A 21,952-nucleotide genomic window follows, 5' to 3' on the forward strand; every position below is an offset into this window, starting at 1 on the left:
ATTCGAGGTAGATCATGACGATTAGCAGGCGATTTTTCACCGTGTCTGCAGCTGCATTCCTAGCTGGGTGTCGCGCAGGAACTCCGGCCGTGGCGCGGCCTGACCCACTCACGGATCCTGGACTGCGCCCCCAACCCAACGCCAGCTATGACGCATGGGTCCGCGCCTTTCGCGATCGCGCGCGATCGCGCGGCATCTCGAATGCCACGTTGGATGCGGCCTTTCGGGGGCAAGGGTATCTTCCTGGTGTGATTGAACGCGACCGCAATCAGACCGAATTCAAACGATCCCTGGAGGACTATCTCGCGATTGTCGCGCCCGAAGACAAAGTGATTTTTGGCAAGCGGCTCTACGCCCAGCAACGTAGCGCGCTTTCCCGGGTCGAAGCGCGCTACGGCGTTCCGGCCAATATAATGGGCTCGATCTGGGGGCTTGAGAGCTATTTTGGCACCAAGCGGGGCCAGATCCCTGTGATCTCGGCGACGTCGACCTTGGCTTGGGAGGGGCGCAGGGGCCGCTTTTTCGAAAGCAATCTGATGAATGCGCTTCGGATCGTGCAATCCGGTGATGCGAGACCTGCGCAGCTCAAAGGCAGCTGGGCCGGGGCGATGGGCCACACACAACTGATTCCGGATGCCTATCAGGCGCATGCCGTGGATTTTAATGGCGACGGTAAACGGGATATCTGGACGGATGACCCAACTGATGCATTCGCGACCACGGCGAATTTTCTTGCCAAGGCCGGGTGGCGCAAGGGTGGGCTTTGGGGGCTCGAGGTAACATTGCCTTCGGGGTTCAATCCGGGCTCTCTTGGAAGGCGAAACAAGCGCAGCGTCGACAGCTGGCGCGCGGCCGGGGTTCGTCCCGCACGGGGCGGCAAACTGCCTGATCATGGGGCAGCCGCGATCTTGGCGCCGATGGGGTTGGGCAAGCCGGCCTTTATGGTCTTTCGGAACTTCGACATGATCCTGCGCTACAACCCGTCAGAGAATTATGGCCTTGCCGTGGGCTACATGGCGGGCAGACTTGCCGGTGGCGGCCCTCTCGTTGCATCCTTTGGGCCCGACAAATACGGAATGACACTGCAAGACCGCAAAGATCTGCAAAAGGGATTGACCCGTGCTGGGTTTGATGCGGGCAAGGCGGACGGCGTCTTTGGTAAAAAAACCGAAGCCGCAATTCGGGCCTATCAGCGGGCTAAGGGCCTGCCGATTGATGGTCTACCGTCACGATCTTTGTTGCTCAAACTCCGATAGTTTCTCGCTCATTGGCGTTCCTGCTGCCAAAATTGGCAAAAAACAACCTTAAGTAGAATAGTGTCCGAAATAGTCGCCCCTTTTTGAGTTGGGTTGGCGGTGCTTTGACGCTGCTTTCACGATGGTTTGGCATACCTCCGTTAACCTTGGGTCAATTCTTTTCGATCCAAGCGATTTAAGTGGGGTATGCGACATGACAAAAGAAGCGGCAAAAAGCCAAACAGGGCTTAGACTCGTCTCAGACGGTGGCGGCCCTGCTGACTATTCCAGCGCTTTGCCGCAGATGAGCACACCAGAGTTTTCGGCATCAGAAATGGCGGCCGAAGTGGCAGAGCTATTTGCCATGGGATTGCTGCGGCATGTCCCAATGGCAGAGCTGACCAACCCTCATGCGGAGGTTTCCATCGACGCACGGACGACCTTTTCGTTGCATGAAATGCTTTGCGAATTGCGGTCTTTGTCATGGAATGAAAACAGTCTTTCGATCCTGAGTATCCCGCGCGTGGCCGATCACTCCCCGGCGAGCGCGTGTGACCCTGCCCATCGCCGTTCCATTCGCTGGAACAGCGATGGGCAGTTAACACTGCGTACGTTGTTTCGGGGAGGCATCGTTCAAAATGGTGAGGCACCCACACAGGTTTGGGAACACAGAACGCCAGATCAAGACGTGCGGGGGCCACTGGTGCCTTTGACAGCTGATGCTCCTATGTCCGATTGGGTGCATTGGTGTGCAGAGCATAACGGAGCGGGCCTGCGTCATCCCGGTGACAGCGGTGAAGCAACCGCTGTTACACTGTCATCCAACGCCGAAACCGTGACCAAAACGCCGGTAACGCGCCCGTTCTTCAACATGGTATTCGATGCTCTGACACGCGGCACGCCGGTTGATCCCGGACTGCGTGATCAGGATTCGCGCCTGTCTGCCTGGACAGGCACGCGGTTGTTTTCTCTCTTGGCTCAGGCCGAGGTTCAGGGAAATGCACTGGGCCGGCAACGTCTCTTGCAGGCGGATCGCCTGTCCCGTCCTGCAGTTATGGCGGCACGACTGAGTGTTCAGCTCAGCCGCGAAGAAGCGCGACGCGACAATGATCCGGAAACCTTGCGGTTGGCGGCGGCCGAACTGGCCCGCTGCGCACCCAATCTGTGCCATTGGGCCAGCCAAGCCAATCAGGTGCAGCGGGGGCCGCAAAGGTTTGAAACCAACCTCTTTCTGCCGCTACAGGATGCCGAAGCGATGCCTCCGCATCCTGCGGATCTCGCGTCGTCGGTTGTTGTTGCAGGTGCAGCCGCGACCCTGCTCAAGGCGATCTTTGATACAGATGCACGGCCCCAGTTGCAGCGTCCCGGGCTGGTTTCCGGCGATCCTGCGCTGGGTCGAAGCTGCGACGCTGTTGCGGCGCAGGTTGCGCTGGCCCGGACGACTCTTGGCACCCACTTCCCGGCCGAAAACCATGCGGATCTACGCTATGGCGAAGCGATCGCTCTGAATTTGTTGCGGGATGTTCTGGAACGCGACAATACATCGGCCAGCGTAACGCTGCGCAATTTTGACGGGGCTCAGTTGCGTTTGGATGCCAATCCACGCGGTTTCGGACAGGGCCACTGTCTGCTGAGCATCGATGGCGAAGCGGCCCCTTGGCCGCGCGATGGCCGCAAGCGTACAGCTAACCTGACGGCGGTGGTGTGACCGGCTTCTAGCGGCAAATCCCTTCAGGTTTTGCACCTGCCCAAGGCAAACGAACCAGAGGCCTGTCTATCGCGGACTCAAGCCCCTCGATTGGCATGTACTTTGAAATCATCTGGCGCAGGCGGTCGGTTCTCGGGGCTGCCGGATCCAGCAAACGGCAACAGACATATTCCTCGACGATCGACCCCTGCTGCTCATAGCCGTAATCCAGAAAATCTGAGTTGGTCGTTTCATCAAAGAGATAGGGATCGGCGCTGGACGTGTGTTCCCTTAGTGCCTTGAGCGGAGAATAGCCCGTCAGTTCACGGTTCTGCCATTGCCAGACGTGGACAGCCTCATGGGCAAAGAGCAACGCACTGAACAGCTCAATCTGTTCCGGCCATCCAGCCATCATATCGGGCCGATATATGTCTTTGCGCATCAGGATCTTGGAATGAACAACGGTCGCCGCCGGGGACACTTCCATCGTACGCGCCTTGGTGATCGGTGGCCATATGCGCTCCTGACAGGTGGTGCGAGGCCGCACAGGGATAGTGTAGACGAAAGAGCCTGCGAAATGACCGTTTTTGATGCGTATTGGGCTAGGGTCGACCTGCTCGCCGTTTAGAGCCTGCAAATAGGCCGTCTCGTTCTCCGTCAGAGGACGACCACAAGCGGCAAGGATAAGAAAAGCCAAAAGAAAAATGCGCATGTGTTCAGAGTTGCGCGCACGCGCGGCAAGATCAACCCTGTTGACCGTCCGTATCGCTGATCAAAGAGCCTAGGGCGATAAAGTCACGTGGCTGACTTTAAACATCCAGCTCTTCCACAAACCGCGCGTTTTCCTGAATGTACTGGAACCGCAGCTCTGGTTTCTTGCCCATCAGACGTTCAACCAGATCGCCGGTCTCGCCGGGTTCGTCCTCGTCAATTGTGACTCGGATCAGCTTGCGCGTCGCCGGATCCATCGTGGTTTCCTTGAGGTCCTTTGCGTCCATTTCGCCGAGGCCCTTGAACCGCTGCAAATCGATCTTTCCTTTACCGCCCAGGCCCTTGGCCATCACTTCGTCTTTTTCGGCGTCATCTGCCACATAGACCCGCTTAGCGCCCTGCGTCAGGCGATAGAGCGGTGGGCAGGCCAGATACAGGTGACCGCCATCGATCAGGGGGCGCATCTGAGTAAAGAAAAAGGTCATCAGCAAAGATGCGATATGCGCGCCGTCCACGTCGGCGTCAGTCATGATGATGATCTTTTCATAGCGCAGATCATCGAGGTTGAACTTGGTGCCCAAGCCAACGCCTAACGCTTCGCACAAATCACGGATCTCGGCATTCGAGGTCAGCTTGTTTGACGCCGCGCCGAGCACGTTCAGGATTTTACCCTTGAGCGGCAGCAGTGCCTGGGTTTCGCGGAACCGGGCACCCTTGGCAGACCCGCCGGCCGAGTCGCCCTCGACGATGAACAACTCGGTGCCTTCGCGTGACTTGGCGGTGCAATCTGTCAGCTTGCCGGGCAGGCGCAGTTTCTTGGTCGCGGACTTGCGCTGGGTTTCTTTTTCCTGACGGCGGCGCAGGCGCTCTTCGGCACGAAGCACGAGGAAATCGAGGATCGCACCTGCGGATTTGGTGTCGGACGCCAGCCAGTTGTCGAAATGGTCACGGACCGAGTTTTCAACCAAGCGCTGCGCTTCGGTGGTGGCCAGACGATCCTTGGTCTGCCCGACGAATTCCGGCTCGCGGATAAAGCACGACACCAGCGCGCAGCCGCCAGTGATCAGGTCGTCACGGGTGATTTGCCCGGCTTTCTTGTTGCCGACCAGCTCACCATAGGCGCGCACGCCCTTGAGGATCGCAGCCCAAAAGCCTGCTTCATGTGTGCCGCCTTCGGGCGTTGGAACGGTATTACAGTAGGACTGAATGAACCCATCGCGCGATGGGGTCCAGTTGATGGCCCATTCGACCTTGCCCGGTGTGTTGAACTTCTCTTTGAAATCGACAACCCCGGCAAACGGACGTTCCGCATAAGTCGATGCACTGCCGAGCGTTTCCGTCAGGTAGTCGGCCAGTCCACCAGGAAAATGGAAGGTCGCCTCTGTCGGCGTTTCCTTGTCATCGATCTCGGATTTCCAGCGGATTTCAACGCCCGAGAATAGATAGGCCTTGGACCGAACCATTTTGAACAAACGCGCGGGTTTGAACCTGTGTGATCCAAAGATCTCCTCGTCGGCGTGAAAAGTAACTGTGGTGCCGCGCCGATTGGGTGCGCTGCCAACCTTTTCAACCGGGCCAAGCGGTATGCCACGCGAAAACCGCTGCTCGAAAACTTCTTTGTTACGGGCAACCTGCACGACCATGGAGTCGGACAAGGCGTTTACGACCGACGCACCTACACCGTGCAGGCCGCCAGAGGTTTCATAGGCTTTGCCACTGAATTTGCCGCCCGCGTGCAAGGTGCACAAGATGACTTCGAGCGCGGATTTGTCTGGGAATTTTGGGTGCGGATCAATCGGGATGCCACGACCGTTGTCTTTGATTTCAACGGCATAATCGGCATGAAGGATCACTTCGATGCGGTTGGCGTGCCCGGCCACCGCCTCGTCCATGGAGTTGTCCAGAACTTCTGCGACCATGTGGTGTAGCGCGCGTTCATCGGTGCCGCCAATGTACATACCCGGGCGTTTCCGGACAGGCTCCAGCCCCTCCAGGACCTCGATCGAGGAGGCGTCATAGTCGCCTGAATCGGCAGCTGTCAGAAGATCTTCGGCCATGCTCGTGCTCTTTTGTTTTATGGGTTGCGGGGATTATGGCAGAGCGAATGGGCTTGCACAATCCATGCAGGACGCTGGACCGGCTTGTGTTCCGGCCAATCTGCCAGTGTCACAGTCTGATTAGCTCTCTAAGAGTGCAGCACGGATCGGTGGACAGATCGATCGCCGCATTTTCCCGCCAGACGGCCTCATCCACTTCCGGGAAAAAAGCGTCCGCATCTTCAATCTCGAGGTCGACCTCGGTGATCAGCAGGCGGTGTGCCATAGGCATCATGGCTTCATAGATCGATTGGCCGCCAATGCCGTAGATGCGGGCATAGCCGTGCGATTGCGCGAGCGTGACGGCTTCATCAACCGAACTGACAACATGCTCTGTAAGCGAAGGGTTACGGGACACCACGATATTCAGGCGGTTTTTCAGTGGCTTGAACGGAAGAGACTCCCATGTTCGGCGGCCCATGATCAGCGCGCCGCCCAGCGTTTCACGTTTGAAAAAGGCCAGATCCTCGGGTGCGTACCACGGGATGTCACCATCCTTGCCGATGGCTCCATTGCGGGCGCGGGCTGCAATCAGGGAAATCATACAGCCACCGGAGCTTTGATCAGTGGATGGGGGTCGTAGTCTTCGAATTCAAAGTCATCATAGCGGAAGTCGAACAGATCTGTGACCTGCCGCTTGATACTGAGTTTGGGACGGGGCCTTGGGCTGCGTGACAGCTGCAAAGCCACCTGATCCATATGGTTTGAATAGATATGCGCATCGCCCATGGTGTGGATGAATTCCCCGGCTTCGTAGCCGGTGACATGGGCCAGCATTTCCAGCAGCAGCGCGTAAGAGGCGATGTTGAACGGCACGCCAAGGAACATGTCCGCGCTGCGCTGATAAAGCTGTAGATGCATCTTCCGCCCTTGAATGCGGACCTGCCACAACGTGTGGCAGGGGGGCAGGGCCATTTGCTCGACTTCGCCGGGGTTCCATGCCGAGACGATCAGTCGACGGCTGTCGGGGGTCTGCTCGATTGCCCGGACCAGATCGGCGATTTGGTCGACCTCGCCGATCACGGGGGCATCTGCGGTGCCGTCGATCTTGGGAAAGTGACGCCACTGGTGGCCGTAGACAGGCCCAAGATCGCCGTTCTCATCGGCCCATTCGTCCCAGATCGAAACGCCATTTTCCTTGAGATATCCGATGTTTGTGTCTCCTGCGAGGAACCACAGCAATTCATGGACAATGGATTTCAGATGCAGTTTCTTGGTTGTTACCAGTGGAAAACCCTGTGTCAGATCATATCGGCACTGCATTCCAAAATACGATCGCGTGCCGGTGCCGGTACGGTCCGTTGATGCGGTGCCTTCGTCCAGCACCTTTTGTAACGCGTTCAGATATTCCTGCACTGGCCGTCCCCCTTGGTCCCTGCCGTGGGCCACTCGAATCGTGGCACATCCGGCGTGCGGCACAAGATGTAGCGGTTACTCGAAGATGGATCAAAGGGCTAGTTGCCACGGGCAGCCAAACCACAGCATGTGGTAGCGGCGCTTTTGCCTCACCTAAGTCGCATTTGCGGCGGTTTGCTGACACGTGATTGACTTTTACGGGTCTCAAGCGCAGCCTGCTGACAAAATATAAACGGGCAAGACCTGAGGCAGTCAGATGTATCGAACAATTATCGCGCTCGCGCTAGCGGGCGTCCTTTCCGCTTGTACGGGCGGCAATCCGAATGACGCTGGCAATGACGAAGGCGTCGGAACGGGTGACCAGCCATTGATCGTGGAAACCGACACCGAAACCGAAGGTGAAACCACCACAGAGGATGAAGGAACCGACAAGTTCGGAGCCGACATCAATGCGGATCTGACCATGAATAACGTCGATTTCGACGAAGACACGGGCGAGATCATCCTGAACAACATGCCGTTCGACGGCGAAGGCAACCGGTACGCGCGTGCAGCCGCTGTTTCGGACGCGCTGGGCGCTGCAGGCAGCACCTTTGACGCCTATGCAAACGTCGGTGGTGGCAACAGTTACTTTGCCGTATTCCGGCGGACGGCCAACAGTCAGGTGACTGCTGCGGGAACAAACAGCTATGTCTCCTTTGGCTATGGCGGTGTTGCAGCGCAGCGCTTGAACGGCGATGGATCACTGCCCAGTACAAATGACGCCTATGTGTTCACCGGAGAATACGCTGCGGTCCGTACGATTATCGACGACACAACTGGCTCGCAAATCCAATATGTCGCTGGCACAGTTCGGATTGATGTGGACATCGAAGACTTTGACGACATCGGCGCAGTGCAAGGCATCGTTTCGAACCGTCAGTTCTTTGATGAGAATGGGATCGAAATCACGGACATCGCTGGCGCGGACTTCATCAGTCTGGCAACGTCGCAGATCAACTTCGACAACTGGACAATCAATTCGTCGACCGCCTCGGTCATACGGGACAACACGGCGACGGCATCGGGCAACTGGGAAGGGCTGTTTACAGGGCCCAATGGCGAAGAGGTTGCCGGCATTGTGTTCACCGAAGGCACAGGGCCTGTGGGCATTGATCCGGACACTGGCGAATATATTGAGGTTCAGGTCCGCGAATCCGGCGGCTTCATCGCAGAACGCTGATCTTTATGGGGCGCACATTTTTCCCCATGCGCTGGGCTATCGCCTGTGCCGCTATGCTGTGGCTGGCTCTCTCAGGCTCAGCCCTGGCGCAGTCGGGTGAATTGCGCCTCACCTTGCCCGAAGCCCGGTCATTGGCCTCAAAAATGCTGGGTGAAGGGCGTCCCGAAGAAGCGCTGGTACTGGCCAACGGCATCCTCTTGGGCGCGCCCAATGATATCCCCGGACTGATCCTGAAATCCCGCGCGCTTCGCGATATGGGCCGCACCAAGGATGCAGAGGCCGCAGCTCGGACTGCGGTTGAGGTTGCGGGAACAGACAAGGATCGTTTCTTTGCTGCCCTCGTGATGGCTCAGGCCAAGGCATCAGGCGGGCAGCGGGGGCTGGCGCAATACTGGCTCAGACATGCGGCGCAGGTTGCCCCTGACGACAACCTGAAGGCCGTTGCAGTTCGCGATTTCCGCCATGTTCGCAGAACTACCCCGTGGCGCGCGTCCTTTGCGTTTTCGGTCTCGCCCGCCGACAACATCAACGGCGCTCCGAAAACGAATTCATTTACGCTGAGCGGGTTGCGCTTTGTCAATCCAGCCGCGGTGCCGCTGTCGGGGCTGCGTTACAGCGCTGAAGGTCAATGGCGTTACAGCTGGCTGACCGGGCCAAATGGGCGCGTTAACCTGACTTTTTCCGGCGAACGTGAGCGGGTTTCGTTGTCACGAGAGGCCCGGAACAAGGTGCCCAGCGCGAAAAACAGTGACTACAGCCGGGACGCTCTTCTTTTGGGTCTGGAATATCAGCAGATGGGTGAGGGCGGTGCATGGCTGGCCAGTGCCGGGCTGTCGATTGGCCGCGATTGGCAAGCCGGAAACCTTCTGTCTGACGTTGCCCGGTTTGAATTGGGGTATAACCGCCGCATCGGTGAAGGTCTGACCGCCGGTGCGCTTCTGTCCTACGAAATCGAAAAGCGACATGATCTGGCTTTGCGAGATTCCAGCAGCCTCTCGCTGCAGGCGACCGTTGCCAAACGCTTTGAAAACGGGAACCGGCTTCAGATGCAGGTGCAGGGGATCGACACCACTTCGGATTCTTCGGCGGTTGCCTCTGTCACACGCCGCGCGACGCTGAGCTATGGCCTTGGCAAGCCAAAACTGGGCATGCTTCCCACGCTATCACTGAGCTATGAGGAAATGGATTTTGCCCGTCCGCTCTATGGTGTCAGCACTCGCCAGGACAGGACACTGGGCCTTTCGTTGAATGTTTTGCTGCCGGAAATGGACTACTACGGCTTTGCGCCCGAAGTGGGGGTTTCCTTTCGCGACCGGCGCTCCAACTTTAGCTTGTTCGAAAGCGAAAGCACCGATTTGCGGTTGGGGATCAGATCGGTATTCTGATCCGGACCGCAGTCGCGACAACCGAGGATCAGGACAATGGGCATCAAATATCTTCATACAATGGTACGGGTGAAAGACCTCGAAAAATCCATTGCGTTTTATGAGCTTCTGGGCCTGACGGAACGCCGCCGCTCAGAAAGCGAAAAGGGACGTTTTACACTGGTATTCCTGTGCCCGCCCGGGCAGGCAGATGGACATGCCGATCTGGAGCTGACCTACAATTGGGATGGTGATGACGGATTGCCGAGCGACAGCCGTCACTTTGGGCATCTGGCCTACACTGTTCCTGACATCTATGCCGCCTGCCAGACGTTGATGGACGCGGGTGTCACCATCAACCGCCCGCCGCGGGATGGCCACATGGCCTTTGTGCGCAGCCCGGACAACATTTCGATTGAGTTGCTGCAAGAAGGCGAGTCGCTGCCACCACAGGAACCCTGGGCCAGCATGGAAAACACGGGTCACTGGTGATCTTGTCGAAAAAAGCGCTGGGCTTTGTGGCGGCTATGTTGCTGCTGCCTAGCCTAGCCTCTGCGCAATCTGTTTGTCGGCTTGCGCTTCTGCTGGCGCTGGACGTGTCATCTTCGGTGGATGATGCGGAATACGCCTTGCAGAAAAACGGTCTGGCGGATGCATTGCTTGATGATGATATCCAGCGAGCCCTGTTGGAGCAGGGCGGAACCGTCTCTCTGGCCGTCTATGAATGGAGCGGAAGACGTCAATCGGTTGTCGTGCAAGACTGGATTACCTTGGGGGACAGTAAGACGATCGAAACGGTCGCTGCACGCATTCGATCCACCAGCCGCAGCTATTCCCGGTTTCCGACTGCTCTCGGCTATGCCTTGGGGTTCGGGGCGACCCTGATGCGTCAGGCACCGACCTGCGACCGGCAAGTGATCGACGTCTCGGGTGACGGGATCACCAATGATGGATTTTGGCCGTTTCAGGCCTACGAGCATTTCCCGTTTTCAGGCATTACAGTGAATGGATTGGCGGTTCTGGGCGCGGACCCGGATGTGCTGGATCATTACATTTTCGAAGTGAAACGTGGCCCCGGCGCCTTTGTGGAAACATCCGATGGCTACGAAGGCTATCGCAAGGCTATGACCCGCAAGCTGTTTCGCGAAATCAATGATCAGGTTGTTGGGCGTGCCAACTTGGGGCCAGAGTTTTGGTCGCCGGGCTAAAAGCGCTTCTGCTCGCTGCGTCGGTGGTTGCAACGGCTTCCTCAGCGACCGCCCAGTGCCGACAAGCTTTGGCGATGGCGCTGGATGTTTCCGGATCGGTCGACGCCCGCGAATACCGGCTACAAGTGGATGGATTGGCCGCAGCGCTGCTTCACCCCGAGGTGCGGGACGCCTTTCTTGCGCTGCCGGATAGCCCGGTACGACTGTCGATTTTTGAGTGGAGCGGAGTCGGCGCCCAGAGGGAGTTGCTGGGCTGGACCGAAGTGCGCGATAGCGCTGATTTGAGTGCGATTGCGGACCAACTGCGCCTAACGCAGCGTATGGAAATGCCAGACGCCACCGCTCTCGGTGCGGCAAAGGTTCAGGGTGCTGCGACCCTGCGCACCCAAATGGATTGCCAGCACTGGGTGTTGGATATTTCTGGCGATGGTAAATCCAACGAGGGGCCGGCGCCGCAGGACGTGCGGCTCAATGATGTGACCGTGAATGCTCTGGTCATTGGCGAGCCGGAAACCGGTGGGCGTTCCTCACCAGGGATTGGTGAGCTGAGCAGCTATTTCAACGCATACGTCATAGAAGGCCGTGGGGCATTTGTTGAAACAGCACTTGGGTTTCAAGCCTACGAGTCTGCGATGGTTCGCAAACTAAAGCGTGAATTGCAGGTGCTGATCCTGTCTGCTCGATAGGGGCTGGTCAGTAGATATACCGGATCTGATCTGTCCAATATCGTTCTACACGGCGCAGGGATGTTGTTATGTCTTCAAGGCCCATCAGCGACAGAACTTCCCGGTCCTGTAGTCCATCGGCGTGGCGCGCAAAAAGTTTGGCCACGATATCGCGAATTTCCCGACCACGTGGGGTTAGCCGGACACGCACCGAACGTCGGTCGATTTCGCATCTCTGATGGTGCATGTAGCCCATTTCGACCAGCTTCTTGAGATTGTAGCTGACGTTGCTGCCCTGATAATAGCCGCGTGTTTTCAGCTCGCCCGCCGTGACCTCGTTGTCCCCAATGTTGAACAACAAGAGGGCCTGCACGGCGTTTACGTCGATAATGCCCAAACGCTCGAATTCGTCCTTGATGACGTCCAGCAATAATCTGTGCAACCGTTCAACCAAAGCCAGCGCGTCAAGATAGCTGCTGACATAGCCCTTTTCCTGGCTGTTGGGGACAGCGCTGTGAATGCTCATTATCAGTCTCCGCCTGTGTAACTTGGCTGAGATTCGGACAAAAAGACCAATATTGCGTTAAACCCGAAACGCACTTGCGGAAAAATAGGTTTAAGTTTGGTTAGATCACCGGTCGTCAGGCGATCCGGCCGCAACGGCCCGGATATCTGCGATCAGGGGCTGGTGTTCCACTGGCGCCGCGACTTGGCCTGAAACCCACTGATAGAGGTCCTGATCGTTTTCGGACAACAAAGCTTCGTAGGCGTCCAGTGCGCCGTCATCCATATCCGCCAGCTTGGCGTCCGAGTAGCGGATCAGAAGGATGTCCATTTCCTTGGTGCCCCTGCGCATAGAGCGCATGCCAAGCCTTTTGATCCTTGTGGCGCGGTCTTCGGTCATTCGTCTTCCTGATGCTTTACGTAAGTGCGCAGCCGTTTTTCCAGACGTCCGAGCTTTTCGGCCGAGGCGGTCATTTGGGCGCGCATCGTCCGGATTTCCATGATGACGGCATTAAGGTCAGGCGAAATGGCTTCGTCTTCGGGTGCGGACAGGCCTTCACCTTCGCCGTTGATCAGCCATGTGATCGAGACATTCACAAGCCCGGCCATCGTGGACAAACGGTTTGCCCGGGGTTCGGAAAGATCGTTTTCCCAGCTTTGCAGCGTCTTGAGTTTGATACCCAGTCGCTTGGCCAGCTCCTGCTGTGTCATGCCGGCGGCCTCGCGTCCGGCGGCGAGCCTGTCCCCGAAAGTGGCCGCTTCGGGGCTGTACCAATCAATTGCTTCGCTCATCGTTCGTTTCCTTATGATCCGATGCCGCTTGATCGGGCTCGGGCTGCAAACTATGACAGGGATCACTGCATTACAAACAGGTCCCCCATGCCCTTCCTTTCCGAGTCTCTTTCCCGCGTGAATCCGTCACCTACCGTCGCGGTCTCGCAGCTTGCCCGCGAATTGAAGGCGCAAGGCCGTGACATCATCTCGCTGGGTGCTGGCGAGCCTGATTTTGACACGCCCGACAACATCAAGGCTGCGGCCAAAGCGGCGATTGACGCAGGAAAAACGAAATACACTGCGCCAGACGGTATACCGGAGTTGAAGCAAGCGATCTGTGACAAGTTCGCGCGCGAAAACGGTCTGACCTATGAGCCGAGCCAGATCAGCGTTAGCACCGGGGGCAAGCAGGTGCTCTACAACGCGTTGATGGCAACGCTGAATCCTGGCGACGAAGTGGTGATCCCCGCGCCGTTCTGGGTAAGCTACCCTGATATGGTCAAAATGGGTGGTGGCGAGCCTGTCATCGTCGAGGCCGAGCGCCAGCATGGCTACAAGATCACCGCAGATCAGTTGGAAGCAGCAATCACACCCAAGACAAAGTGGTTCATTTTCAATTCGCCCAGCAACCCAACGGGGGCCGGATATACCCGTGACGAACTCAAAGCGCTGACAGATGTGTTGATGCGTCATCCGCATGTCTGGGTGATGACTGACGACATGTATGAACATCTGGCCTATGACGATTTTGAATTTGTCACACCTGCCCAGGTCGAACCGGGCCTCTATGAACGTACGTTGACCTGTAACGGGGTTAGCAAGGCCTATGCCATGACGGGATGGCGCATTGGCTATGCAGGCGGCCCGGAGCATCTGATCGCGGCGATGCGCAAGGTACAGTCACAAAGCACCACGAACCCCAGCTCCATCAGTCAGTGGGCTGCAGTCGAGGCGCTGAATGGACCGCAGGATTTTCTGGCCGAACGCTGCGCGGCGTTTTCCGATCGACGGGATCTGGTCGTAGAGGCTCTCAATGGTTGCAAGGGTATCACCTGCCCGGTGCCTGAAGGCGCATTTTACGTGTACCCAAGCATCTCAGACTGTATCGGCAAGACGAGTGATGGTGGCGCCAAAATCGACAGTGACGAAGATTTCTGCACCGCTTTGCTACAGGAACAAGGCGTCGCCGTTGTTTTTGGAGCGGCCTTTGGTCTGAGCCCAAATTTCCGTGTAAGCTATGCCGCGTCAGAAGATGATCTGCGCGAAGCATGTCGGCGGATTTCTGTGTTCTGTGATGGCTTGAAATAGTTGAGGTAAAACATGTCGGACGATCTGCCGAAGTACTATTTCAGAGTTCGCGACAATGGTGCGATGGTGTTTCTGGTCGATACAGAGAACCGTCAACGCCGTATCGAACTGGACCAGATTGCCGTCGTAAACCTGAACAAGGGTGAGATCCGCCCCCAAGGCGACTACCAGCTGACAGGTGAAGACAAAAAGGCGATCAAGGCCTGGATGACCGAACGAGAAGCCCTGCTTGCCATGCGGGACATCGACGACATCCACCGCGCGGTTGACTACCTCAATACGACAACGCAATGGGCCCAATCACGCGCCAGCGATGAGCAATTGGAACAAGTGACCAACGATCTGCTGCTGGCGATGCACGATCTGCGGACTGTTCTGGTGCGTAAAAAAGCAGACAGACTGATGAAAAAGTAGCCTTTGGCTCTGATCTAAGGCGTTTTTCTTTTCAGGGGAAGTGATTGCGGCTTCTCCCCTGACGTTGCCTGTCAGGAATGCGTTAAACCTTTTCTCATAAAGAAGGGAAGGATGTCATGCAGTCCAAGGCTGAAAGCCAGAATTGCCTGTTTCCACTTAGCCCCGAAGCGTTGCGCGCTTTGTTGGGCATGAAGCGGAATTCCTGAACCTTCCGCCAGATTGTTGGCAAAGGCACCGGTATGTGTGGTTACGAGTTTGCGCCCCGTTTCGTTATTCGAAGCGGGGCGTTTTCTTTGGCAGGCAGAACTAGCCTAAGCCAAGCGCAATGCGCGCCTCTTGGCGCATTTGCAAGACCAGCTCGGGATTGGCGGCTTCCCATGCTTTGAACCCGCGGTAGCCCAGCCTGATCTGTTTGGCCCGTTCCGCGCTGCCGAGCGCCGCGGGCCGTTCATCAATGAATTCCAGCTTCATGCGTTCGTAATTGGCCATGCAATTCGTGACTTCGTCAGGTGTCAGGCCGCGGAATGCAGCGGCCTGATCGCACATGTAGTAGAGCGTCATCATTGCCAGAAAATTGGTCATTGGTTGGCTCCTTTCCGGTGGTGGTGCACAGCATGCACCGAGCGTCGGGTAGCCCTCCTTCTACCCGGTTAATTCGGCGCGCTCAGGGTGTTGCGCGTCTGGGGCAGTATATCATGATTTGATTTTCTGGGGCCGAGAGCCGGCGCTGATCCTTCGTGTCATCCGTGCCGCTGATCGGTTTTTGGGCTGTCGGCAATCTGTTTGCTGCTGACAGCCGCAAGCCGTGTATCAGCCGAGAATGCCAGGCCAGTTTTCACGCCCCTTGGCGATGTTGGCTTCCATGTCGGCCAGCCAGAGTTCACGCGCACGCAGGTTCGCGTTCAGGAACAATTGTCCATTGTGAACTGTCCACGCCTCGGGAATGGTCGGCGCGAGATAACCACGCGATGCGGCAAAGGCGCAGTAGCCGCCAAACTGAGGCGCAAAATCCATCGGCATGTTTTCAAAGCGCGCGGCGCTGTCGGCATCCGCAAAATGCCAGTCAGCGCCTTTCCAGCTCACGCTATGCGTAGCTGCGCCGGGAACAGGGCCGTTTTGCGTGAAGTAGGCAACAGGGTCTGTTGCGTTGATGGCCACACCGCCCTTGGCGAAAATTTCGGGCTCACGCGCGGCGGCTGGTGTGTTCAGAAACACAAGCGCCGGGCTTGCGAGGGTTGCGGCCAAGAGGCTGCGGCGGGTCAGGGTTGTCATGGGCGGGTTCCTTTCCGAAGAGGGACAATGGGCGTTCGATGCCAAAAACCTGAACCTCAACGGGGCGCAATCCTAGCCCCCATCAAGCGCTCGTGATCGTGCGTGGGGCATTTCAAGCGAACTGTTACAGTCGGTGAATCAAGCCGATTTGCCTGTCTCTAGCCTTGCTGATGTCTGCGGCGAACAGCGGCAAAGGTTAAAAAAGCGTCGTAATATCAAGGCGAAATACACGAATAAATTGACAGCAAGGCTGGGCCTGATAGCCTTGCCGCAATATTGTGATTTTAATGGGGGACACTATGCGGACCATTCGCATTCTTGCCGCAGCGGCGGCTCTGACTGTTACAGGCAGCGCAGCGTTTGCTTGGGGCGACATGTACATGGGGGACACCACCAATGACCCCAATTCCAACTTTCTGGTGCATTCCTACGGCGCACCAAACCATTGCCCGGCTGGCCTACAGCCTGTGATGATGGGTGGCGTGATCTGCTGTGGTGAACCAAATGCCGGTGCCTACGTTGATCGTCCGGGCAAGGTTCACAAGCCAAAGCGCGTTCATCACCGTCCTGCGCCGCGCGTGATCGTGGGCGAAAAAGGCGTCGTCTACCGCTAAGCGGTTCGGAACGGCTCACGTTTGTGGGCCTTGGCATTCCCGATCGGGCCGCGTATACGCGCGGCCTGATTTCTTTTTGAACCAAGGGCGGCACCATGCAGGGCAGCGCAAATCTCAACATCATGATCAAGGCGGCACGTAAAGCAGGCCGATCACTGGTCAAAGACTTCCGCGAGGTCGAAAACCTCCAGGTCTCGATGAAGGGGGCGGGTGACTTTGTGAGCCGTGCTGACACCGCTGCAGAAGAGATCCTGCGTGAGGAACTGCGCGGGGCGAGACAGACATATGGCTGGCTTGGTGAAGAAACCGGTGAGGAAGAGGGTGAAGACCCGACCCGCCGTTGGATCGTGGATCCGCTCGACGGCACCACCAATTTCCTGCACGGCATGCCGCATTGGGCTGTTTCCATCGCGCTTGAGCACAAGGGCCAGATCGTTTCCGCGGTCGTGTTTGACCCGGCCAAGGACGAAATGTTCTACGCCGAAAAAGGCGCAGGTGCGTGGCTGAATGATTCCAAGCGTTTGCGCGTTTCGGGCCGTTCGCGGATGATCGAGGCGGTTTTTGCAACCGGCGTTCCCTTTGCTGCAAAGCGTACGCTTCCTGCAACACTCAAGGATCTGGCCCGTCTGATGCCTGAATGCGCGGGTGTGCGTCGCTGGGGTGCCGCATCGTTGGATTTGGCCTATGTCGCGGCTGGCCGCTATGACGGTTATTGGGAGCGCGAGCTGAACATCTGGGATATTGCGGCAGGCTACCTGATCGCAAAAGAGGCCGGCGCCCTGATCGAAGGCGTGCGCGCGGATCAAGACCCATTGGAAAGTGGCAGCCTGCTGTGCGCGAATGGCGCCTTGTTTGATCCGATGGTCAAGATTTTGCGCGACGCCTGATTGGCTCGCGCCGCTATATGTCTGACGGGTGGTTTACACCATCGTTGAAACCGATTGGCTCAAAATCTTTTGGGTCGGCCTCATCAAAAGCATACAGGTTTACGCCGAACTGGTTCGGATCAGACCTGCGTTTGTGATACATGTAGATCCCGCAGGTCGAGCAGAAGTAGTGTTTGGCGGTCATCGTACCCCATTGATAAAGACGCAGTTTGTCTTGCCCACGAAGTACTTCGATGCCGTCCAGAGGTGCAGTGACGGTGGGAACGCTGCGGCGCCTGCAATATGAACAATCGCAGCGCCACGCGTCGTTAAACCCATCCACAAGCGTCACGCGCAATACCACTTCGCCGCAATGGCAAGTCGCGATCTTTGTCTTGGCTTCTGTCATCGGCGCGGGATCTTGGGGATGCTGGTGCGTCTGATCTGATAGTCTGCCTCTGGGTGCGGCGGATGCCCATCGGTCTTGACCCAGTAGTCTGGGCCTCCGCGACGCAACCAAATCGGCAGGATTAAAGCAAGGCCGGCGATGAACCCACCTGCATGTGCCCAATAGGCGACGCCACCCTGATCCGCAGCGCTTCCGAAGCCTCCAAAAATCTGCATCGCGAACCAGATTGCCAGAACGACCCATGCGGGCAGGGGAAAAATGCGGAAAATGATGACGAGGATGACCAGAATATCGATGCGCGCACGTGGAAACAGCAACAGATAGCCGCCCATCACACCCGCAATTGCGCCGGATGCACCAACCGTCGGAACCGGTGATCCGGGTGCCGCCAGATAGTGCGTCAGTCCGGCCCCCAGTCCTGCGATCAGGTAAAAGGCCAGATATCCAAGATGCCCGAGTTCATCCTCCATGTTGTCGCCGAAAATATAGAGAAAAAGCATGTTGCCGCCCAAATGGGCGAGACCGCCATGCACGAACATGGACGTCAGAAACCCGGAGTATCCCGAGCCTTCCGAAATGAGGGCAGGCACCAGAGCATAGTCGCCGTAAAAGGCAAACAAGGCGCGTTGGTCCTGATGTAAATGCCACGTGCTCAGAAATATGCCGATATTCAAAATCAGCAGCGCGTAGTTGACATAGGGCGTGCGCCCCGACGGGTTGTGATCGCGAATGGGAAACATGGGCCAAGCTTTGGCGTGAATGGCGCGGGCGTCAAGGCATGGAATGCCTCCGCCCGCGCTGGATCACGCCTCGCCAGCCAAAAGCGACGCGTTCCCACCCGCTGCTGTCGTGTCGATGCATATGTGACGCTCGGCCACGGCATGCCCGGTATCCGGTGCGCCGGTGATCAGGGGAAGGATCATCCCGGTACGGTCAGCAAGCGCGCGCCGGTATGCCCGGGCTGTCGCCTCGTCTCCCCACCAAAGAGCCCCTGCAAAGCCTTCCAGGCTGCGCAGAATGTCGGGCGCGACGTGCCCTTGCAGGGTGACGGCGATGCCGCCCAGATCACGGATTTTTCTGGCCTGCTGTTCTGCGACCTCCACGCCCGGCCCAAGGCAAAGAACCGGAGCGCGAGGCTCTGTGCGGTATTGGTTTGCCTCTCCGGTTGGGCCCGGCAGATTGATTGTCCGTGGCTCCGCTTTGTTGGAACCAGCCGTGCGCAGGGCTGTTTCGATCTGCTCGGGGCTGAGTGCCGCGGCATCGGACTGTGCCGACTCTTTTGCGGCATGCGCGCGAAAACGATCCAGATAGAGCGGCCCGCCAGCTTTGGGCCCGGTGCCGGAAAGCCCCTCGCCGCCGAAGGGTTGGCTGCCAACGATCGCGCCAATCTGGTTTCGGTTTACGTAGAGGTTTCCGGCCTGAACGCGTTCGGTCACATGTTGCACCCGGTCGTCGATGCGGGTCATCAACCCAAAGGTCAGCCCATAGCCTGTTGCGTTGATCGCATCGATTACTGCGTCCAAATCCTGTGATCGGAATGTTGCTACGTGCAGGACCGGGCCGAAAATCTCTTGCTCCAGATCCGCGATGCCATCGATTTTTATGAGCGTCGGCGCAACAAAGAACCCACGATCCGGTGTCGGATAGGTTTTGACCACGCGGCCTTGTGCCTGAGCCGCCTCAATGTGTGCGACGATGCCCGCCTTTGCCTCGGCATCAACGACGGGCCCCAGATCGGTTTCGATCTGTCTGGGGTCACCCATGACGAGTGCGTCCATGGCGCCAGTCAGCATTTCGAGAAAATCCTCGGCGATGTCGTCCTGCACATACAAACAACGCAAGGCAGAACATCGCTGGCCCGCAGATTGAAACGCGCTTTCGACGATGGCTTGCACGGCCTGTTCCGGCAGGGCGGTGCTGTCAACAATCATGGCATTCAAACCGCCGGTTTCGGCAATGAACGGGGTGCCGGGATCAAGGTGCCGGGCGATGGATTTGTGGATGATCTGCGCGGTTTGTGTTGATCCGGTGAACGCCACGCCCTGAACGGCTGGATTGGCGGTAATTGCGGCCCCGACCTCGCCTGCGCCCGGCAACAATTGCAGCGCATGTTCAGGCACACCGGCGGCATGCAACCAATGTACGGCGCGGCTGGCAATCAGCGGGGTTTGCTCGGCCGGTTTTGCCAATACCCCATTTCCGGCGGCCAATGCAGCGGCAACTTGCCCGATGAAAATGGCGAGAGGGAAATTCCAGGGGCTGATACAGGCAAATACACCCCGTGCAGGTGCCCCATCCGAGCGGGCTGCGTAGTAGCGCAGAAAATCAACGGCTTCGCGGAGTTCGGCCACAGCATCCAAAAGCGTCTTGCCGGCCTCTCGGTGCAGCAGAGCAAAAATTTCGCCATAGTTGGCTTCGAGCAGGTCCGCAGCGGCGTTCAGGACTTTTGATCGTTCCTCAGCCGGAGCATCCCAACGCCCCGCGGCTTTTCCAGCCAATTCCACGGTCGCCGCATCAGCCCAGATGACATGCCCAACGATGTCCGATGGGTCTGCCGGGTTGCAAACAGGTTGGGCCGGGTTTGTGGCTGCCTTGGCCGCTGTGATGGGTGCACCTTGCCAGCTGTGATCGTCAAAAGCTCGGCACGCGGCTTCGATCGCCAGCAGTGTTGGACGATCCCGCAGCTCAAAACCCTTGGCATTTGGGCGTTCCGGCAAAAAGAGTTCAGGGCCCTTGGTCAAGCCGCGCGATTGCAACGTCTCGAATGGATCGGCAGCCACGTCTTGGGGCGGAACGTCTTCGTCAACGATCTGGTTTACAAATGACGAGTTTGCGCCGTTTTCCAGCAAACGCCGAACCAGATAGGCCAGCAGATCCTGATGCGCACCCACAGGCGCATAAATCCGGCAGCGCGTGCCTTGGGTGTCTTTGACAAGCTCATGCAGCGTCTCGCCCATACCATGCAGTCGCTGGAACTCGAAACTGGCCGGGTCATCTGCCATTTCCAGAATTGCAGCGACGGTATGTGCGTTGTGCGTTGCAAACTGAGGATAGATACGGTCGGTCATCCCCAAAAGCTTGCGGGCATTTGCGATATAGGAAACATCGGTCGCCGACTTGTCCGTGAAAACGGGAAAGCCATCAACACCGGCAACCTGCGCCCGTTTGATTTCCGTATCCCAATAGGCCCCCTTAACAAGCCGAACCATGATCTTGCGATCCAACTGTGTTGACAGTTCATAGAGCCAGTCAATCACGAGACCTGCACGCTGCCCATAGGCTTGAACCACAACGCCAAACCCATCCCAGCCAGACAGCGAAGGCTCGGACAGGACCGCCTCGATGACGTCGAGAGAAATATCCAGCCGGTCTGCTTCTTCTGCATCAATGTTCAGCCCGATCCCGGCGCTTCGGGCCAATTGGCACAATGTGCGCAGCCGGGGAACGACTTCAGCCATGACCGTTCCGCGCTGGAGCGTGTCATAGCGTGGGTGCAAAGCCGACAGTTTGACCGAAATGCCCGGATTGGTGCGGATGTCATTGCCGCGCGCAGCCTCTGCTATCGCACCGATCGCGCGGGAATAAGCGAGGTGATACCGCTTGGCGTCTGACTCAGTGCGCGCTGCTTCGCCGAGCATGTCATAGCTGTATGTGTATCCATCTTTTTCCATCGCCGCGCCACGGATCATCGCTTTTTGGATGGTTTCACCAAGGACGAACTGAGCACCCATTTCCCGCATGGCGCGCCCGACGGCAGTCCGGATTACCGGCTCGCCCAACCGTTTGATGGCGGCACGCAAGTGGCCCACAGGGCCCGGTTGCTCGTTAGCCAGAACCTTGCCGGTCAGCATCAGCGCCCATGTCGACGCGTTCACAAGCGGAGACGTGGAATGCCCCATGTGCTGGCCCCAGTCAGACGGGGCAATCTTGTCTTCGATCAGTGCGTCGATCGTTTCTGCGTCGGGTACGCGCAACAACGCCTCAGCAAGGCACATCAAAGCAACGCCTTCATCCGTGCTGAGGCCATATTCAGCGAGAAAGACCTCCATCAATCCGGGTTTGGTGCTGGACCGGATGTCTGAGACTAGGGCAGCTGCCCGATCAACGATGGTCGCTCGTTCTTCTTTCGAAAGACCGGCTTGCGTGATCAGAGTGTCCAGTACCGATTGTTCATCGGCGTAGGCATTCGCTTCGATGCGCGCGCGCAGGGTTTGATTGGTGTCTTTTGGCATGGCGATACTCCGGCG

At 57.7% G+C, this 21,952-nt stretch carries 23 protein-coding genes; 11 read left to right on the forward strand and 12 right to left on the reverse strand.

The features are described from left to right. The first annotated feature begins 14 nt into the window (after positions 1–14). A complete protein-coding gene (locus tag PFY00_RS16510) occupies positions 15–1,256 on the forward strand; it encodes a lytic murein transglycosylase (RefSeq protein WP_408648474.1) in 1,242 nt (413 codons plus the stop codon). A gap of 193 nt (positions 1,257–1,449) precedes the next feature. Next, positions 1,450–2,943, forward strand: a complete 1,494-nt coding sequence (locus PFY00_RS16515) for a hypothetical protein (protein WP_271433694.1) — start codon at positions 1,450–1,452, stop codon at positions 2,941–2,943. Positions 2,944–2,950: 7 nt separating this feature from the next. On the opposite strand, the gene PFY00_RS16520 is transcribed toward PFY00_RS16515, so the two are convergent. The 4 genes from PFY00_RS16520 to PFY00_RS16535 form a co-directional block, all read right to left on the reverse strand. Then, complete coding sequence (locus tag PFY00_RS16520; RefSeq protein WP_271433695.1) at positions 2,951–3,634, reverse strand: hypothetical protein; 684 nt, start codon at positions 3,632–3,634, stop codon at positions 2,951–2,953. A 97-nt stretch (positions 3,635–3,731) separates the two neighbouring features. Next, on the reverse strand, positions 3,732–5,690 hold the full coding sequence (gene parE / locus PFY00_RS16525) for a DNA topoisomerase IV subunit B (protein WP_271433696.1): 1,959 nt from the start codon (positions 5,688–5,690) through the stop codon (positions 3,732–3,734). A 109-nt stretch (positions 5,691–5,799) separates the two neighbouring features. Next, positions 5,800–6,273, reverse strand: coding sequence for a dihydrofolate reductase (locus PFY00_RS16530; RefSeq protein WP_271433697.1), 474 nt, complete (start codon positions 6,271–6,273; stop codon positions 5,800–5,802). Beyond that, positions 6,270–7,085: a thymidylate synthase gene (locus tag PFY00_RS16535; RefSeq protein WP_271433698.1), complete on the reverse strand. Its 816-nt coding sequence runs from the start codon at positions 7,083–7,085 to the stop codon at positions 6,270–6,272. Before PFY00_RS16535 ends, PFY00_RS16530 begins: the two co-directional genes overlap by 4 nt. A gap of 256 nt (positions 7,086–7,341) precedes the next feature. Here PFY00_RS16535 and PFY00_RS16540 point away from each other — a divergent pair, with 256 nt between their 5' ends. From PFY00_RS16540 to PFY00_RS16560, 5 genes are read left to right on the forward strand one after another with little or no spacing between them, the layout of a single operon-like run. Beyond that, positions 7,342–8,307, forward strand: coding sequence for a hypothetical protein (locus PFY00_RS16540; protein ID WP_271433699.1), 966 nt, complete (start codon positions 7,342–7,344; stop codon positions 8,305–8,307). A 26-nt stretch (positions 8,308–8,333) separates the two neighbouring features. Further along, positions 8,334–9,692 (forward strand): tetratricopeptide repeat protein, encoded by a 1,359-nt coding sequence (locus tag PFY00_RS16545; protein ID WP_271433700.1) that lies wholly within the window; start codon positions 8,334–8,336, stop codon positions 9,690–9,692. 36 nt (positions 9,693–9,728) lie between these two features. Further along, positions 9,729–10,163 carry a VOC family protein gene (locus PFY00_RS16550; protein ID WP_271433701.1) on the forward strand — a complete coding sequence of 145 codons (435 nt, stop codon included), beginning with the start codon at positions 9,729–9,731 and terminating at the stop codon, positions 10,161–10,163. A 35-nt stretch (positions 10,164–10,198) separates the two neighbouring features. After that, positions 10,199–10,879 (forward strand): DUF1194 domain-containing protein, encoded by a 681-nt coding sequence (locus tag PFY00_RS16555; protein ID WP_271433702.1) that lies wholly within the window; start codon positions 10,199–10,201, stop codon positions 10,877–10,879. A 23-nt stretch (positions 10,880–10,902) separates the two neighbouring features. Further along, positions 10,903–11,565 carry a DUF1194 domain-containing protein gene (locus PFY00_RS16560; RefSeq protein WP_333908219.1) on the forward strand — a complete coding sequence of 221 codons (663 nt, stop codon included), beginning with the start codon at positions 10,903–10,905 and terminating at the stop codon, positions 11,563–11,565. A gap of 7 nt (positions 11,566–11,572) precedes the next feature. Here the strand turns inward: PFY00_RS16560 and PFY00_RS16565 are convergent, their stop codons facing one another. The 3 genes from PFY00_RS16565 to PFY00_RS16575 all read right to left on the reverse strand — a co-directional run bounded on the left by PFY00_RS16565 (position 11,573) and on the right by PFY00_RS16575 (position 12,840). After that, complete coding sequence (locus PFY00_RS16565; protein ID WP_271433704.1) at positions 11,573–12,070, reverse strand: MarR family winged helix-turn-helix transcriptional regulator; 498 nt, start codon at positions 12,068–12,070, stop codon at positions 11,573–11,575. Positions 12,071–12,175: 105 nt separating this feature from the next. After that, positions 12,176–12,448: an FAD assembly factor SdhE gene (locus tag PFY00_RS16570; RefSeq protein WP_271433705.1), complete on the reverse strand. Its 273-nt coding sequence runs from the start codon at positions 12,446–12,448 to the stop codon at positions 12,176–12,178. Next, positions 12,445–12,840, reverse strand: a complete 396-nt coding sequence (locus PFY00_RS16575; RefSeq protein WP_271433706.1) for a helix-turn-helix domain-containing protein — start codon at positions 12,838–12,840, stop codon at positions 12,445–12,447. Before PFY00_RS16575 ends, PFY00_RS16570 begins: the two co-directional genes overlap by 4 nt. A gap of 87 nt (positions 12,841–12,927) precedes the next feature. Between PFY00_RS16575 and PFY00_RS16580 the strand changes: the two genes are divergently transcribed. Next, positions 12,928–14,130 carry a pyridoxal phosphate-dependent aminotransferase gene (locus PFY00_RS16580; RefSeq protein ID WP_271433707.1) on the forward strand — a complete coding sequence of 401 codons (1,203 nt, stop codon included), beginning with the start codon at positions 12,928–12,930 and terminating at the stop codon, positions 14,128–14,130. 12 nt (positions 14,131–14,142) lie between these two features. Further along, complete coding sequence (locus tag PFY00_RS16585; RefSeq protein ID WP_271433708.1) at positions 14,143–14,544, forward strand: hypothetical protein; 402 nt, start codon at positions 14,143–14,145, stop codon at positions 14,542–14,544. A 306-nt stretch (positions 14,545–14,850) separates the two neighbouring features. On the opposite strand, the gene PFY00_RS16590 is transcribed toward PFY00_RS16585, so the two are convergent. Together PFY00_RS16590 and PFY00_RS16595 are read right to left on the reverse strand one after the other, a co-directional pair. Beyond that, positions 14,851–15,126, reverse strand: a complete 276-nt coding sequence (locus PFY00_RS16590; protein WP_271433709.1) for a hypothetical protein — start codon at positions 15,124–15,126, stop codon at positions 14,851–14,853. A gap of 228 nt (positions 15,127–15,354) precedes the next feature. Beyond that, on the reverse strand, positions 15,355–15,816 hold the full coding sequence (locus tag PFY00_RS16595; RefSeq protein ID WP_271433710.1) for a YHS domain-containing (seleno)protein: 462 nt from the start codon (positions 15,814–15,816) through the stop codon (positions 15,355–15,357). A gap of 287 nt (positions 15,817–16,103) precedes the next feature. On the opposite strand from PFY00_RS16595, the gene PFY00_RS16600 reads away from it, so the two are divergent. Next, positions 16,104–16,430, forward strand: coding sequence for a hypothetical protein (locus PFY00_RS16600; RefSeq protein WP_271433711.1), 327 nt, complete (start codon positions 16,104–16,106; stop codon positions 16,428–16,430). A gap of 95 nt (positions 16,431–16,525) precedes the next feature. Continuing rightward, entirely contained in the window at positions 16,526–17,317 is a 792-nt protein-coding gene (locus PFY00_RS16605) for an inositol monophosphatase family protein (RefSeq protein WP_271433712.1), read from the forward strand. Between the two features lie 13 nt (positions 17,318–17,330). Here the strand turns inward: PFY00_RS16605 and PFY00_RS16610 are convergent, their stop codons facing one another. The 3 genes from PFY00_RS16610 to putA form a co-directional block, all read right to left on the reverse strand. Further along, positions 17,331–17,705: a GFA family protein gene (locus PFY00_RS16610; RefSeq protein ID WP_271433713.1), complete on the reverse strand. Its 375-nt coding sequence runs from the start codon at positions 17,703–17,705 to the stop codon at positions 17,331–17,333. Further along, on the reverse strand, positions 17,702–18,445 hold the full coding sequence (locus PFY00_RS16615) for a rhomboid family intramembrane serine protease (RefSeq protein WP_271433714.1): 744 nt from the start codon (positions 18,443–18,445) through the stop codon (positions 17,702–17,704). Before PFY00_RS16615 ends, PFY00_RS16610 begins: the two co-directional genes overlap by 4 nt. Before the next feature lie 63 nt (positions 18,446–18,508). Beyond that, positions 18,509–21,937: a bifunctional proline dehydrogenase/L-glutamate gamma-semialdehyde dehydrogenase PutA gene (gene putA / locus PFY00_RS16620; protein ID WP_271433715.1), complete on the reverse strand. Its 3,429-nt coding sequence runs from the start codon at positions 21,935–21,937 to the stop codon at positions 18,509–18,511. Between the last annotated feature and the right edge of the window lie 15 nt (positions 21,938–21,952).

Origin of the sequence: Thalassococcus lentus (genome assembly GCF_028023555.1) — a bacterium.
GTDB classification, from domain to species: Bacteria; Pseudomonadota; Alphaproteobacteria; order Rhodobacterales; family Rhodobacteraceae; genus Thalassococcus_A; species Thalassococcus_A lentus.